Here is a 12,506-nt window from a genome sequence, read left to right on the forward strand (position 1 = left end):
CAACAGATGCCGTCGAAGAAGACACGACCACATCCTCGCAGCCACCCCCGACAAAAACCGGCCGCGCCCTCAGACGTGACGGGCGGCTGCTGTCCCCTATGACATCTCCGGCCTCCACCGCGGGTTGCGGCCAAGCCGTGCCAGAAGCCTTGCCTGCACATCGATGTCATCGCTCGCCCTGACCGGGGCATTGAACATGCCGGAGGCCAACAGGGCCTGAGGGTCCGCCGGTAAGCCGGCGTAAAACACTTCACAACACCCAGGGTCCAACCGATCGTCGGCACCCACCGCGCGGGCGAGGTCCCAGGTGTGCACCAGGACATCACGGGTCAGGTTCGGGATCAGCCGGTACTCGTCGAGCCGTGTCGCCGCGCCAGATTCAAGGGCCTCCGCCAGTGACTCATAGGTCAACTGCCATCGCGTCTGCGGGTCGTCGCGCGGCCGGAAGGGCTTCAGCCCCAAAGGCCGCAACAACAGGACGTCGTGAAAACCGATGACGTGCTCGAGCACATCGCGAGCGGACCACGCATCACACGGCGACGGGCGATCCCACTTGCCGTTCGCGGCGACGACCGCCTCTCCGAAGCGACGGCACACCGACAAGTGCAGTCCGGCCGCGTCATCCATTGCCGTCATCGAGGGATTCGGGCACCTGCAAGGTCAGCTCGACCGGACAGCACAGCGCGCCATGCTGATTGGTGACCTGGACTTCGACGTCGATCAGGCAGCGCGGCGGCTGCACCGAGGTGTCCCGCCGCTTGGCCACGGCACGGCCCCGGCCGATCATCGTGTCGCCGGCATACACCGACCCGGCCAGCCGCATGGACCGGCGCACCACCCGCGACCCCGGTCCCGCCCAGTCGGTCGCGACGCGGTCGGCGAACCCGGCCAGGTGCATCGTATTGACGTAGATCGTCGGGTTACCTTGAGCCCGAGCGTAATCCGGATCGAAGTGGCCGGGGAAATAGTCCCATGTCGCTCCGGCGTTCTGTACCACTCGCTGGTAGTCGATGTGGTCGATCACCTCGGGCAGGTCGACGGGAACGGTGATCTGGTGCCAGCCCAAGCCGTCGCCGCTCACGTGGACTCCCCCGGCGTGAACCGGAACAACGTGTTGCGGCAGGTGGCCACCACGGTCCCGTCCTGTCGGCGATAGGTCTCCAGCGTCTCGACGAAATGGCCGACCCCCAGCCGCGTGCGCTTTTCCGGTGACACCGAAACCAGCTCGTCGACGACGGTCAACACGTCGCCTTCGACGATGGGCTGGGGAAACTCAACCTCGTTGGCCGCGTTGATGAATGTGGTGCCCGGCAACGGCACCCGCAGCGCGATCAGCGACGCCGCCCTGCGACCTCCGGGCTGCCACGGCGGTGCGATGAGCCAGCCCATCAGCAGCGCCGGCGGCGCCAGCAGTCCTCCCCAGCGCAGCCGGGCGAATTCGGAATCCCAATACGAGCGGTTGCCGTCGCGGACCATCGCGGCGAACAACTGGATGCGCGCCGCGCTGACCGCGGTGGCCGCGGTGCGGGGCTCGCCTTTCGTGCCGACCATACGCAGCGCATCGTCGTAGGTGCCAAAGGCCAGCCGCTGACTGAAATCCTGATCCACGTATCGGTGCCGCTCACATGACGAGCGGATGGCGGCTCGGGGTCGAATCCCATTGCAACGTACGGGAAGTGAAATACCAGTCGCCCCGCTCGTAAATCAGCGTGTCACCGAACACCCCGGTGGCCCGCAGCACCGTGTCGCCGTACATGGAGGCGTAAAGCACGGCGACACAATGCTGGGTCGCGTTGACTCCGTCGACGCGGATTTCGTGATCGACCGTGACCAGTCGCTGGCCATCCCCGCCGTCGAAGGCCGAACGCAGGTCGTCGAAGAACTCGCCGTCGCGGGTGTAGCTGGCGCCGGAATGGCGGAATGTCGAAATCCAGCGGTCGCGGTCGCCATCCGAAAATGCCTGATTGTGCCGCGCATTCAGGTTCAGGATGGCTGCGCGTGCGGTGGCGGCTTGGAGCATTTGCTGCTCCTGATAGGTCATGGTCATCGCTTTTCCAGCCTCTCCGGGAGATAACTGCCAACCGCTGGGCCGACGGGGCCTCTTGGCTGACATTAGTGGAACCTAACGACTGACGACATACCCTCGGCTTTCACGATCCCACGTGCCCGCGGTGACGCCCCGTTCGCGCAACAAGTCTTTGCGTATCCGGCCGATCGCATTCTTCGGGAGCTCGCTGACCGTCTCCACGAATCGCGGCACGCAAAAGTAGGGCATGCGTGCCGCGCAGAAGTCCAGCAGCTCCACAAAATCCAGTGTGGCGCCGGGACGCAACACGATGACCATCAGGACGTCGTCCTCTCCCAGCCCGCTGGCCACGCCGACCGCCGCGGCCTCCGCGACGGCGGGATGGCGCATGACAACGTTCTCCACTTCGACCGAGGAGATGTTTTCACCGCGGCGCCGCAATGCATCCTTGAGGCGGTCCACATAGGTCAGGTTCTGGTCTGGGTCGAGTCGTCCCAGGTCGCCGGTGCGAAACCAGTCCGGATGCGGCTGTATCCGCGGATCGGCGCCGACGTAGCCTTCGCTCATCACGTGCGGATACCTGGGCCGGCAGGCGATCTCGCCCACGGTGTCGGCGGGCAGTGGGTTTCCCTGTTCGTCGAGGATGCGTACGTCGAAATTGGGATTGGGCCGTCCCGAGGTGCCGGGGAGCCCGGCGTCGTGCAGCGCCTTGACGGCGAGGGGGAACGCCTCAGTGAGCCCGTACATCGTGACGATGCGGCAGCCGTAACGCTTTTCGATGTCGCGGTAGGAATTCGCGTCGATCGGTGCGGCGGAAATGAACCGCAGCGGCAGGCGTGCGTCGCGCGGATCCGGGGATAGGTTGTGCAGCATCGAGACCATGGCCCCCGCGCCCGCGAATCCGATGGCACCCTGGGCACGTATGTCGTCCCACACCTCGCTCGGGTGAAAAGCGGCGGCCAGTACCGTCGTTGCGCCGACCAGCAGGGGCGCCAATATGCTGGGCGCCGCGCTGAGATGAAACAGGGGCATCGCCGTCCAGAGCACTTCGCCCTCGCGAAATTCCCAGGCCGTCGCGACCGTCGCGGCGACCGAAAACAGGTACTGCCACGTCGTGGCAACCGCTTTGGAAGGGCCGGTGGTGCCCGACGTGTAGAACAGGCAGGCGAGATCGTCCGCCCTAGCGGCGCTGCCGGCCGCCGCACCCTGACGCAGCGTCGCGGTCAATGAATCACCAAGAACTACAATATCTTTCAGGGTATCCACCCCGGCGGCGACCTCCGCGACTCGGGGTTCGCGATTGGCGTCGGTCAGCACCACCTTTGCCCGTGACAGCCGGAGGGCGTGCAGCAGGAAGTCGTCCTTGTTCGCGGCATTGATCGCCGCGCTCACGGCCCCGATCCGCGCGGCGCCGAGCCAGAAGTACACCCATTCCGGGCACGTGCCGGTGAACAACGCGACACGGTCGCCCGGCCCGACACCTAAGTCGGTCAACATCTTTGCCGCCGCACAGGACCGCTGGCGCATCTGCTCGAAAGTCACCCCGGCACCGGCGATGGACATCATCACGCGATCGGGATATTGCCGCGCGCGGCGATCGAGCACGGCCGGGACGGTGAAACCGTCGACGCCGAAATCGGAGGGCCGCGCCGGGCCGCTGCGGTCAGCGCACATCAGGCTGCTCTGATCAGGCTTTGGCGGCCGCCGGATCGGGCCGGCCGTCCGGGCCGTAGCCGAAGTCGGAGGGCGACGGTTCCTCGCCCGGGTAGAAGCGATGCGCCCAGCGGCGCAGGGCCGCATAGTCGTGCGCCTCTTCGGGGGCCAGGTTCGGCTTCTCCAGATATTTCATGTTCTCCCAGGTGAAGAAGTCCTGTTTGATGACCTCTTGCTGGAGGGCGAGGAAGCGAGCGGCGCGTCCGGTGGGCACGTCGCCGCTGTCGCCCGGTTCACGCACGGAGGCCTGCGTGTAGAAGTAGTCGGTGTAGTCCTCGTCGACGGGCGTCTGGCCGGTGACCTGCACGGTGGCCACCAGTTCGCTGGGGAAACGCACCACACCCAGGCCCAGCGAGTAGTTGTCATAGATGATCTTGGCGTCGACCGGGCCGTTCGGGGTCAGCCAGGTCTGCGCCCGCCCACCGCCGAAATGGGCGTTGACGGTGGCGTGCAGGTGATACCCGGCCACCTCGAACGACGCCGTGGTGGCCGGATTGGCGGCCTTGTGCACGTACTGAACGTGGTACGGGTCGGCGGCGTTTTCGATGATCATCTGCGGGTGCACCTTGACGCGGTTGAGCATCTGGGTGTGCGGGTGCAGCGGGTAGTACTCGTTGGTTTCCAGTTCCGGCAGCACCGGCGGCTGCCAGTACGGCGCCCGGCCATGCCGCTCGTGCCAGGCCAGGATGAAGCCGTACCACTCCATGCTGGGATAGGTCCGGATGCGGACGTTGTTCTTGCAGCCGATCTTGCTGTAGGGAATCAGCGCGTTCGTTCCGTCACCGCGCCACTGCCAACCGTGCCACGGGCAGACGATGTTTTCGCCCTCGACGGTGCCCCCGACCCCGAGGTTGGCCCCGAGGTGCTGGCAGTAGGCCTCCATCACGTGGACCTGGCCCGACTCGGTGCGGAATAGCACCAACTCCTCGCCGAAGTAGTGGGCGCGCCGGACCTGGCCGGGAGCCAGGTCGGTGCCGAAGGCGACGATGAACCAGCCCGTCGGGAACCGGTAGGTCGACAGCGCGATGCCGGCAGGCCCGAACTCCCGTTCCGACGGGTCTGTTTCTGGAATCGTATTGGTCACGAGAACTCCGTTTCCCACGCGACCGGGCGCGACTGGACCGCTCTTACCTCACCGCGTTTCGACGACTAAAGTCTATTTTTACTATTTTAGACATTGAACGTCAACGCGGCGCGGACCTGTGCCCGCGTGGTGCCCGAGCCGATGGGGGTTCGCATGACGGCCGCTGCAGTGGACCTTTCCGACTTCGCCTTGTGGCGTAACGGTTTTCCCGACGAGCTGTTCGCCGAATTGCGGCGCACCAGGCCGCTTTTCAAGCACGACATGACGCCGGGTGTCGCCGCCACCGTCCAGCGGCAATTCTGGGTCGCCACCAGACACCGGCACGCGGTCCGCCTGCACCGCGACACCGAGTCGTTCACCGCGGCCGACGGCCCGCTCATTCAGCCGGTCGCCATGTTCTCGTCGTTCCCGACCATCATCACGTTGGACCCACCGGATCTGAACAAGCGCCGCAAGCTGATCTCCAACGCGTTCAACCCGCGAGCGATCGCCAAGCTGGAGGACGGCATCCGGGCGCGGGCGGCGCGGATGATCGACAGCCTGCTCGCGCGCGGTGGCGGGGACTGGATCGAGGACGTCGCCGACGCGGTGCCGATGACCGTCATCGGCGACATCATCGGCATCCCCGACGAGGACCGGCCGCGGGTGTTCGACATCTTCGACCGCATCCTGGCGGCGCTTGCGCCCGAGGCGCGCCCGAGCGGGCACGCAGAACTCGAGCTCTTCGGCTCGGTCTTCGAATACGCGATGGAGCTCACCGCCGAAAAGCGGCGCAACCCCACCGACGACATCTGGAGCACGCTGGCGTCCGCGGTGATCACCGGTGACGACGGCGAGCAGTTCAGCCTGCCCGAAAACGAACTCGAGTTCTTCTTCTTCGTTCTGGCCTTCGCCGGTAGCGACACCACCAAGAACGCGTTGGCCATCGGGCTGCAGGCGTTCGTCGCCAACCCCGAGCAGGTGGAACGGTATCGCGAGAACGAAGGCCTGCGGCCCTCCGCGGTCGAGGAGGTGCTGCGCTGGGCGTCACCGGTGGCGTACTGGACGCGTACCGCAAAAATCGACGTCGAGATGGACGGTCAGCACATCGCCAAGGGCGAGCGGGTGGTGTCGACGCTGCGTTCGGCCAACCGTGACGAGGAGGTCTTCGAGAACCCGTTCACTTTCGACATCGGCCGCCAGCCCAACCCCCACGTGGCGTTCGGGGGCGGCGGACCGCACCACTGCCTGGGCGCGATGCTGGCCCGGGCCGAACTGCGCGCAGTTCTCGACGAGTTGCTGTTGCGCTGCGATGAGATCGAGATCGGCCCGGCGAAAGTGGCCCATCCGAACCTGGCCACCAACATGTCGATCTACGACGCGATGGCGATCAAGCTGACCGAGCGGCGGGCCGTCTGAGCGGCCGCGGTCGTCGGGCGGATCAGTCCTGCAACCACAGCGCGGCCTTGGGACATTGGTCCACCGCGGCGCGCACGTCGATTTCCAGGCGCGCCGGCACCGGCCCCTCCGCGATCTGCACCACATCGGCGTCGCCCAGCTCGAACACTTCCGGTGCCAGCGATTCGCAAAAGCCGTTGGCCTCACACAAGTTCTCGTCTACCGTCACCCGCATCGAATGCCCTCCACTTCTCTACAGGCCCTTGGGTCGGGTCCCGATCACGCCGCCGGCCGCGAGGCGCGCCAGTTCTTCGTCGGTCAGCCCGCACCGATAGCCCAGGACCTCCTCATTGTGCTCGCCCAGCTTCGGCGGCGGCCGCCGCAGCCAGTTGTCCTGACCGGCGAGCCGGGCGAAGGGCGGGCACGGGTACAGACCGAGGCCGGTACTCGCATGATGCAGCGGCTCGAAGAAGCCGCGCGCACGCAGCTGCGGGTTGTCGGTGACGAGCGACGGTGACACCGCCGGAGCCGCGGAAACACCCGCGTCCGCCAACAGCTCCACCGTCGGCTCAAGGGGCTGCCCGGCGAACCAATCCGCCAGCCCGCGATCGATTTCGTCGGCTCGGCTGCGGCGACCGGCGACGGTGGACAGCCCCTCGTCGTCGCGCCAAGCCCGTCGATCCATCACATCCACCAGCGCCCGCCACTGCGCATCGTCGCCGACGGTGATCGCGATCCAGTCGTCCGATCCGGCACACCGGTAGATGTTTTGAATCGCCGCGCTGTGACCGCGGTTGCCGTTGCGGCTCAGCGTGAAACCGAAGACTTCGGACTCGATCGCCTGGATCGCGGTGACGTTGAGCACCGTTTCGAGCATCGGCAGCTCGACCAACTGGCCCGTACCGGTCCGTTCGGCGAAGTCCAGCGCGGCCAGCACGGCGAATGCCGCGTGCACACCGGCCAGCGGATCGCAGGCCCCACGCGGTGTCACCGGCGGCGCCTCCGGCAGGCCGGTGACCCAGGCCAGTCCGGCGATCTGTTCCATGGTGGGCGCGAACCCGACCCGCTCCCGCCACGGCCCCTCGACGCCGAATGCCGGCATCCGGGCGAACACCAGTCTCGGATTGACCGTGCGCAGCACGTCGTCGGTGAGCCCGAATTGCTCCATCACCCGCGGTGAGAAGTTCTCGATCACGACGTCGGCGCCGGCGACCAGACCGGTGAACAAACTGCGCCCCTGCTCGGAGCCCAAATCCAGTGTGACCGAACGCTTGTTGGTGTTCATTGCGTGAAACACCCACCCGTACTCCCACCAGTCGTCCACGTCGGTGCGCATCCCGCCGGAGTATCGGATACCGTCGGGCCGTTGGATCGACTCGATCTTGACGACGTCGGCGCCGAAGGCGGCCAGCAGGTGGGTCGCGGCCGGACCGGCCCAGAAAGCGGTCAGGTCGACAATGCGAACACCGTCCAGCGGTAGCCCGCCCGGCGCCGGTTCGGCGTCGGATTGCCTAGGGCCCCAAGCGGGTTCGTCGTCTGCCTCGCCAAGTGAGGGTGTGTCACCCACTGGCGCGGGCGCGCACACCGACATCAGCCAGGGCGGCCGGGGCTGGCCGAACCCGGCGGGGTTGGGGGTGAAGGCGTGGCGCTCGCGCACGTATTCCAGATCCCGGATGGTGGAGCCGTTGCCCAGCGCGGCGATCGGCAGCCGGAACAGCTGCCCGAGTTCCACGATCTCGGCGACGGTCCGCTCCGCCAGCCACGGATGGATCTGCTCGCGGATCAGGTCGCGGTATTGCCAGCGGCCGATTTGAAACCGCAGCTGTTCGATCTCCTCCAGCTGCGGACACTCGACCATCGCGGCGAAGTCGAGCCACTGCTGACCGGTGACCATGGTGATCCCGACGTAGCCGTCCTTGGCCGGCTCGATCGACGGCACTTCCGTGGTGCGCCGTATCGGCGGGACCCGCAGCAGCTGCGAATGCAGCCATTCGCTGCTCTGCATCGTGGTCAGAGCTTCGAGCATGGACAGGTCCAGGTGTTCGCCGGGTCCGCCGCGCTCGACGCGGCGGCGCAGTGCGAGCACGCCGAACGCGGCGAACACGCCGCCCATGTACTCGCCGAGATCGCCGCCGATGCAGATCGGCGGCCCGGCGGGATCGCCGCGAAAGCCGGGCGAGCCCGCCCACGCTTGCAGGGTGAACTCGCTGGCTGCCCGGTCAGCGTAGGGTCCGGTCCAGCCGAAGTCGGAGATGGTGACGACGATCGCCCGCGGCGACTGTTCCAGCAGTCGGGGTGGGTCGACGCCCAGGGCCGCGGCGCGCGTCCGGCCGGCGGTGACGACGACGACGTCGGCACCGGCCAGCTCGTCGCGGAAGCGCTGCGTGCCCGGGGCGAAAGTCATGCTCCGCTTGCCCGCGTTGAGATAACTGAAAAACGGTCCGCTACGTTCCCGGGAAATCGAGGAGCCACTGGCGGAGTATCGCCGTAACCAATCCCCTTGCGGCGGCTCGATTTTATGTACCTGTGCACCGGCGTCACGCAGCAGCTTCCCGCAATAGCCGCCCGCTATCCGGTCACTGATCTCGACGACACGCAAATCGTGCAGCGGTGTCGGCCGGCTTTTGGACCGCTCGCTCAATTGCACCCGCCCTCCCGATCGACATGCGATCAGAGAAGCCATTTATACCATTACTGCTAAAATAGCTAAGCCAGCAAGTTGCATGTGCTTCGAGGATCGGATGACCGCCTTGGGAATTGGCCCCGACGCCCGGCGCCGGTTGTCCGCGCCGCGGATCGCCGAGATCGTAGCCGACGAGCTGCGGCGTCAGATCATCGACGGCGAACTCGCCGACGGAGATCTCCTGCCGCGCCAAGAGGTACTCGTCGAACAGTTCAACGTCAGCCTGGTCTCGCTGCGCGAAGCCCTGCGAATCCTGGAAACCGAAGGCCTGGTTTCGGTGCGCCGTGGCAACCGTGGCGGCGCCGTCGTGCATGCCCCGGCGAAAACCAGTGCCGCCTACATGCTCGGGCTGTTGCTGCAGAGCGAGTCCGTCGAGCTCGCCGACCTCGGCATGGCCCTGCAGGAACTCGAGCCCGCCTGCGCGGCCCTGGCCGCACGCCGCCCAGACCGGGCGGAGACGCTGGTGCCCGAACTCACCAGAATCAACGAGTCGATGGCCGAAAAGTTAGATGATGGAAGACTTTTCACCGAGATCGGCCGTGAGTTCCATGACCTCGTCGTCCGCGGCTGCGGCAACCACACGATCATCGCGGTCGTCGGCAGCCTGGAGACGCTGTGGAGCAGCCACGAACGGCAGTGGGCCGACGAGAGCGCGTCGCGCGGCACTTACCCGTCGCTGGCCCAGCGGCGCGCGGTGCTCAACACGCACGTCAAGCTGACCGAGACGATCGCCGAGGGCAACGTCGACCGGGCCCGCCGCATCGCGGGCCGCCATCTGGCCGACACGCAGACCTACGTCCTGTCCGGCCAGCACGACCAACGCATCTACGCGCTCTCCCCGCAGGCGTTGTCGCGGCCGCGGGACATGCGGCACTCCTGACGAGGGGCTTACAACGGTCATGCGAACCGCATTGGTCACCGGCGGAAGCGGCGGGATCGGAAAAGGGTGCGCCCGCACGCTGGTTGAGCGCGGCTACCGCGTAGTGCTCTCGGCGCGCCGCGAGGCCCCGTTACGCGCAGCCGCCGAGGAGATCGGTGCCCAGCACATCGTCGCCGACGCGTCGGATCCCAGCGGATTCGCCGCTGCGATAAGCACATTGGAGAGAATCGACCTCGTTGTGCACGCGGCCGGCGCGCTCGGCGGAACCTACGCGCGCAAGCAGACCTTCGAGCAGTGGCACGCCATCATGTCGGCCAACCTGGATTCGTGCTTCGTGGTGACGTCGGCGGTGCTGCCGAAAATGACGGCCGGCTCGCGGCTGGTGTTCATCTCGTCGTCGGCGGCACACGAGCCGATGCCCGCCCGCACCGCCTACTCCGCGTCGAAAGCCGGCATGAACGCGTTCGCGCGGGCCTTGGCGCTCGAAGTCGACCGCGACGGCATCAGCGTGCACATCGTTACGCCGGGACCGGTGGCCACCGAGATGCTGCAGGACGTTCCCTTCGAGATGTACGCGATCCAGGTCGCGGACGTGGCCGAGGCGGTCGCCTGGCTCGACACCGTCGACCCGTCGGTCGATCTGCCGGAGATCCGGTTGTCCGCCGTGCAGCGCGGGCCATTCGCGCGACCGCCCGTCGTTCCCACCGAAGCCCGGCGCCGCACGCAACGAGGGTGAGGCTTACGGGGCCGGGAAGGCCTTGATCACCGATTCGCCGAACTCGCGCAGGGAGTCCGCGGCGGCGAAGTCGGCGAACCACACGTAGAACCGTTCGACCCGCTGGGCGGCCAGACCACGGAAGTGCCCGATCAGCTCGTCGGCATCGCCGCACACCAGCCCCGACCCGAGGTTGCCGAATCTCCGGGTGCTCACCTCGCGCACGGTCTCGGGGTCGCTGCCCTGCCGCACAAAACCGACCATCTGCTGAATCGAGATCCTGGCCGTTCCCGCGGCCGGCGCGAGTCTCGGCAGCCGGTCGAGTTGGTTCACCGGCAGATTCCACCAATCCGCGTACCTGCGAACGAGTTCCATCATCTTGGGCCCGCTCCCACCCAGAACCAGCGGTATCGGGTATGAGCGGCGGGGGGCCTGCGGCGACGGACCGGACGACCCGCTGCCGTCGCCCCAATACCGCTTGATCAGTTCCAGGTCGCGGCCGAGTTGTTCGACCCTGGCCCGCGGATCCTGTTGGCCGACATCGAATCTGGCGAACTCCGACGGCCACGATCCCGCGCCGAGGCCCAACTCGAACCTGCCCTGCGACGCCTCGGATAACGTGACGGCCTGCTTGGCGAGCACGGCCGGATGCCGAAACGCGTCACACAGCACCAGATGGCCGATCCGCAGGCGTTCGGTCTTGGCCGCCACCCAGGTGGCAATGCCCATTGCCTCCCAGATGCTTTCGTCGGGCTGCCCGGGGGCCTCGAGGTGGTCGATGAAGGCGATCCCGTCGAAGCCAGCGGCCTCGGCGTGATGCGCCCGGTTCGCGATGTCGGCCGCCGACAACCTCACCTGCGGCAGGAACAAGTACCACTCAGCCATGCGCCACCTGTACGTCCGTGCGATTGCGACCGCATCGCTAGTTTATTATCTTTACTATGTTAGAGGTCTTATGGATGTCGGACTGAACTCGGAGCAGCTGTCGCTGCGCGACACCGTACGCGGAATCTTACGTACGGAGTGTCCGCCCGACGCCGCGCGTCAAGCGATCGCCGATCCCGAGCGCTGGCGCGCCCTGTGGAAGACCGTCGTCGGTCTCGGCTGGACCGAGCTCGCCGCCCCCGACAGCGGCGACTACGGACCGGTGGAGCTGGCCGTGGTGCTCGAGGAATGCGGCGCCGCCATCGCGCCAATTCCGTTGCTGGGCAGCGTCGGTCTGGCCGCCGGTCTGTTGCGCGACACCGGACTCGACTCGGTACTGACCGACATCGCCGGTGGCGTCGTGGCCACCTTGGCCGTCCACGCCCCCGGATTGCGGCTGCCCGCGGCACCGATGACGCTGCGCCGTGGACGGCTGTGCGGCACGGCCGTCGCCGTACCCAACGCGTCGCGCGCGGAGCTCGTCGTCACGCTGGCCCGCTCCGACGACGGCGACACCGTGGCGGCGGTCGCCCGCTGCGGCGCCGGCGTCACGGTGACGCCGGCCGCCGAATCCACCGATCCCACTCAGCCGTTGGCCGGCGTCGAGATCGACGCCGAGCCGATCGCGGTTGCGCCGGTTGACCTCGACTCGGCGCTGACGGCGCCCTGGGTGGCCTTGGCGGCCGACCTCCTCGGCGTGGCGGGCGCCTCGTTGCACCTCGCGGTCGAGTACGCGAAGTCGCGGCAGCAGTTCGGCCGGCCGATCGGCGCTTTCCAGGGCATCAAACACGCACTCGCCGACAACTACGTCAGCGTCGAACGTGCCCGCAGCCTGACCTACGCGGCGGCCGCCCGGCTCGCCGATCCGGCCACGCCACCCCCCGAGCTGTGGACCGCCGCGGCGCTGGCGAAGGCCGCGGCCAACGACGCGGCCACCGGATGCGCGCGCACCGCGGTCCAGGTACACGGCGCCCTCGGACAGACCTGGGAGCACGACGCCCACCTCTATGTCAGGCGCGCCTGGCAGGGCGCCGCCATGCTGGGCGACAGCCGGTCCCTGTACTACGAGGTGGGCCGCCGATTCTGTGGTGGTGCCGCGTGAGC

13 protein-coding genes are annotated in these 12,506 nt (G+C 67.3%); 4 read left to right on the forward strand and 9 right to left on the reverse strand.

Features of this window, described 5'->3' with window-relative positions; genetic code table 11:
- Positions 1 to 96: 96 nt before the first annotated feature.
- The 6 genes from OQ789_RS15850 to OQ789_RS15875 all read right to left on the reverse strand — a co-directional run bounded on the left by OQ789_RS15850 (position 97) and on the right by OQ789_RS15875 (position 4,823).
- Positions 97 to 627: a maleylpyruvate isomerase family mycothiol-dependent enzyme gene (locus OQ789_RS15850; protein WP_324686937.1), complete on the reverse strand. Its 531-nt coding sequence runs from the start codon at positions 625 to 627 to the stop codon at positions 97 to 99.
- Positions 620 to 1,081: a MaoC family dehydratase gene (locus tag OQ789_RS15855; RefSeq protein WP_324686938.1), complete on the reverse strand. Its 462-nt coding sequence runs from the start codon at positions 1,079 to 1,081 to the stop codon at positions 620 to 622. Before OQ789_RS15855 ends, OQ789_RS15850 begins: the two co-directional genes overlap by 8 nt.
- Positions 1,078 to 1,608, reverse strand: coding sequence for a MaoC family dehydratase (locus OQ789_RS15860; RefSeq protein WP_324686939.1), 531 nt, complete (start codon positions 1,606 to 1,608; stop codon positions 1,078 to 1,080). The genes OQ789_RS15855 and OQ789_RS15860 overlap by 4 nt, the downstream gene beginning before the upstream one ends.
- 13 nt (positions 1,609 to 1,621) lie before the next feature.
- Positions 1,622 to 2,047 (reverse strand): nuclear transport factor 2 family protein, encoded by a 426-nt coding sequence (locus tag OQ789_RS15865; RefSeq protein ID WP_324686940.1) that lies wholly within the window; start codon positions 2,045 to 2,047, stop codon positions 1,622 to 1,624.
- A gap of 75 nt (positions 2,048 to 2,122) precedes the next feature.
- Positions 2,123 to 3,700, reverse strand: a complete 1,578-nt coding sequence (locus OQ789_RS15870; RefSeq protein ID WP_324686941.1) for an AMP-binding protein — start codon at positions 3,698 to 3,700, stop codon at positions 2,123 to 2,125.
- A 13-nt stretch (positions 3,701 to 3,713) separates the two neighbouring features.
- On the reverse strand, positions 3,714 to 4,823 hold the full coding sequence (locus OQ789_RS15875) for an aromatic ring-hydroxylating oxygenase subunit alpha (RefSeq protein WP_324686942.1): 1,110 nt from the start codon (positions 4,821 to 4,823) through the stop codon (positions 3,714 to 3,716).
- A gap of 93 nt (positions 4,824 to 4,916) precedes the next feature.
- Between OQ789_RS15875 and OQ789_RS15880 the strand changes: the two genes are divergently transcribed.
- Complete coding sequence (locus OQ789_RS15880) at positions 4,917 to 6,221, forward strand: cytochrome P450 (protein WP_420716126.1); 1,305 nt, start codon at positions 4,917 to 4,919, stop codon at positions 6,219 to 6,221.
- 22 nt (positions 6,222 to 6,243) lie between these two features.
- On the opposite strand, the gene OQ789_RS15885 is transcribed toward OQ789_RS15880, so the two are convergent.
- Together OQ789_RS15885 and OQ789_RS15890 are read right to left on the reverse strand one after the other, a co-directional pair.
- Positions 6,244 to 6,435: a ferredoxin gene (locus OQ789_RS15885; RefSeq protein ID WP_324686944.1), complete on the reverse strand. Its 192-nt coding sequence runs from the start codon at positions 6,433 to 6,435 to the stop codon at positions 6,244 to 6,246.
- Positions 6,436 to 6,453: 18 nt separating this feature from the next.
- Positions 6,454 to 8,847 (reverse strand): CoA transferase, encoded by a 2,394-nt coding sequence (locus OQ789_RS15890; protein WP_324686945.1) that lies wholly within the window; start codon positions 8,845 to 8,847, stop codon positions 6,454 to 6,456.
- Between the two features lie 94 nt (positions 8,848 to 8,941).
- Between OQ789_RS15890 and OQ789_RS15895 the strand changes: the two genes are divergently transcribed.
- Together OQ789_RS15895 and OQ789_RS15900 are read left to right on the forward strand one after the other, a co-directional pair.
- Positions 8,942 to 9,763 (forward strand): FadR/GntR family transcriptional regulator, encoded by an 822-nt coding sequence (locus OQ789_RS15895; protein WP_324686946.1) that lies wholly within the window; start codon positions 8,942 to 8,944, stop codon positions 9,761 to 9,763.
- A gap of 19 nt (positions 9,764 to 9,782) precedes the next feature.
- Positions 9,783 to 10,499: an SDR family oxidoreductase gene (locus OQ789_RS15900; protein WP_324686947.1), complete on the forward strand. Its 717-nt coding sequence runs from the start codon at positions 9,783 to 9,785 to the stop codon at positions 10,497 to 10,499.
- Between the two features lie 3 nt (positions 10,500 to 10,502).
- Here OQ789_RS15900 and OQ789_RS15905 read toward each other — a convergent pair whose 3' ends face one another.
- On the reverse strand, positions 10,503 to 11,363 hold the full coding sequence (locus OQ789_RS15905) for an LLM class flavin-dependent oxidoreductase (RefSeq protein ID WP_324686948.1): 861 nt from the start codon (positions 11,361 to 11,363) through the stop codon (positions 10,503 to 10,505).
- A 70-nt stretch (positions 11,364 to 11,433) separates the two neighbouring features.
- Here OQ789_RS15905 and OQ789_RS15910 point away from each other — a divergent pair, with 70 nt between their 5' ends.
- Positions 11,434 to 12,504, forward strand: a complete 1,071-nt coding sequence (locus OQ789_RS15910; protein WP_324686949.1) for an acyl-CoA dehydrogenase family protein — start codon at positions 11,434 to 11,436, stop codon at positions 12,502 to 12,504.
- Positions 12,505 to 12,506 lie beyond the last annotated feature (2 nt).

It is taken from the genome of Mycobacterium sp. 94-17 (assembly GCF_035617725.1).
Classification (GTDB): domain Bacteria; phylum Actinomycetota; class Actinomycetes; order Mycobacteriales; family Mycobacteriaceae; genus Mycobacterium.

Bases quoted from the DNA above. Each gene is read 5' to 3' on its own strand.
- OQ789_RS15850 (WP_324686937.1), bottom strand. From the start codon at position 627: ATGGATGACGCGGCCGGACTGCACTTGTCGGTGTGCCGTCGCTTCGGA.
- OQ789_RS15865 (WP_324686940.1), bottom strand. From the start codon at position 2,047: ATGACCATGACCTATCAGGAGCAGCAAATGCTCCAAGCCGCCACCGCA.
- OQ789_RS15870 (WP_324686941.1), bottom strand. From the start codon at position 3,700: ATGTGCGCTGACCGCAGCGGCCCGGCGCGGCCCTCCGATTTCGGCGTC.
- OQ789_RS15885 (WP_324686944.1), bottom strand. From the start codon at position 6,435: ATGCGGGTGACGGTAGACGAGAACTTGTGTGAGGCCAACGGCTTTTGC.
- OQ789_RS15895 (WP_324686946.1), top strand. From the start codon at position 8,942: ATGACCGCCTTGGGAATTGGCCCCGACGCCCGGCGCCGGTTGTCCGCG.
- OQ789_RS15900 (WP_324686947.1), top strand. From the start codon at position 9,783: ATGCGAACCGCATTGGTCACCGGCGGAAGCGGCGGGATCGGAAAAGGG.
- OQ789_RS15905 (WP_324686948.1), bottom strand. From the start codon at position 11,363: ATGGCTGAGTGGTACTTGTTCCTGCCGCAGGTGAGGTTGTCGGCGGCC.
- OQ789_RS15910 (WP_324686949.1), top strand. From the start codon at position 11,434: ATGGATGTCGGACTGAACTCGGAGCAGCTGTCGCTGCGCGACACCGTA.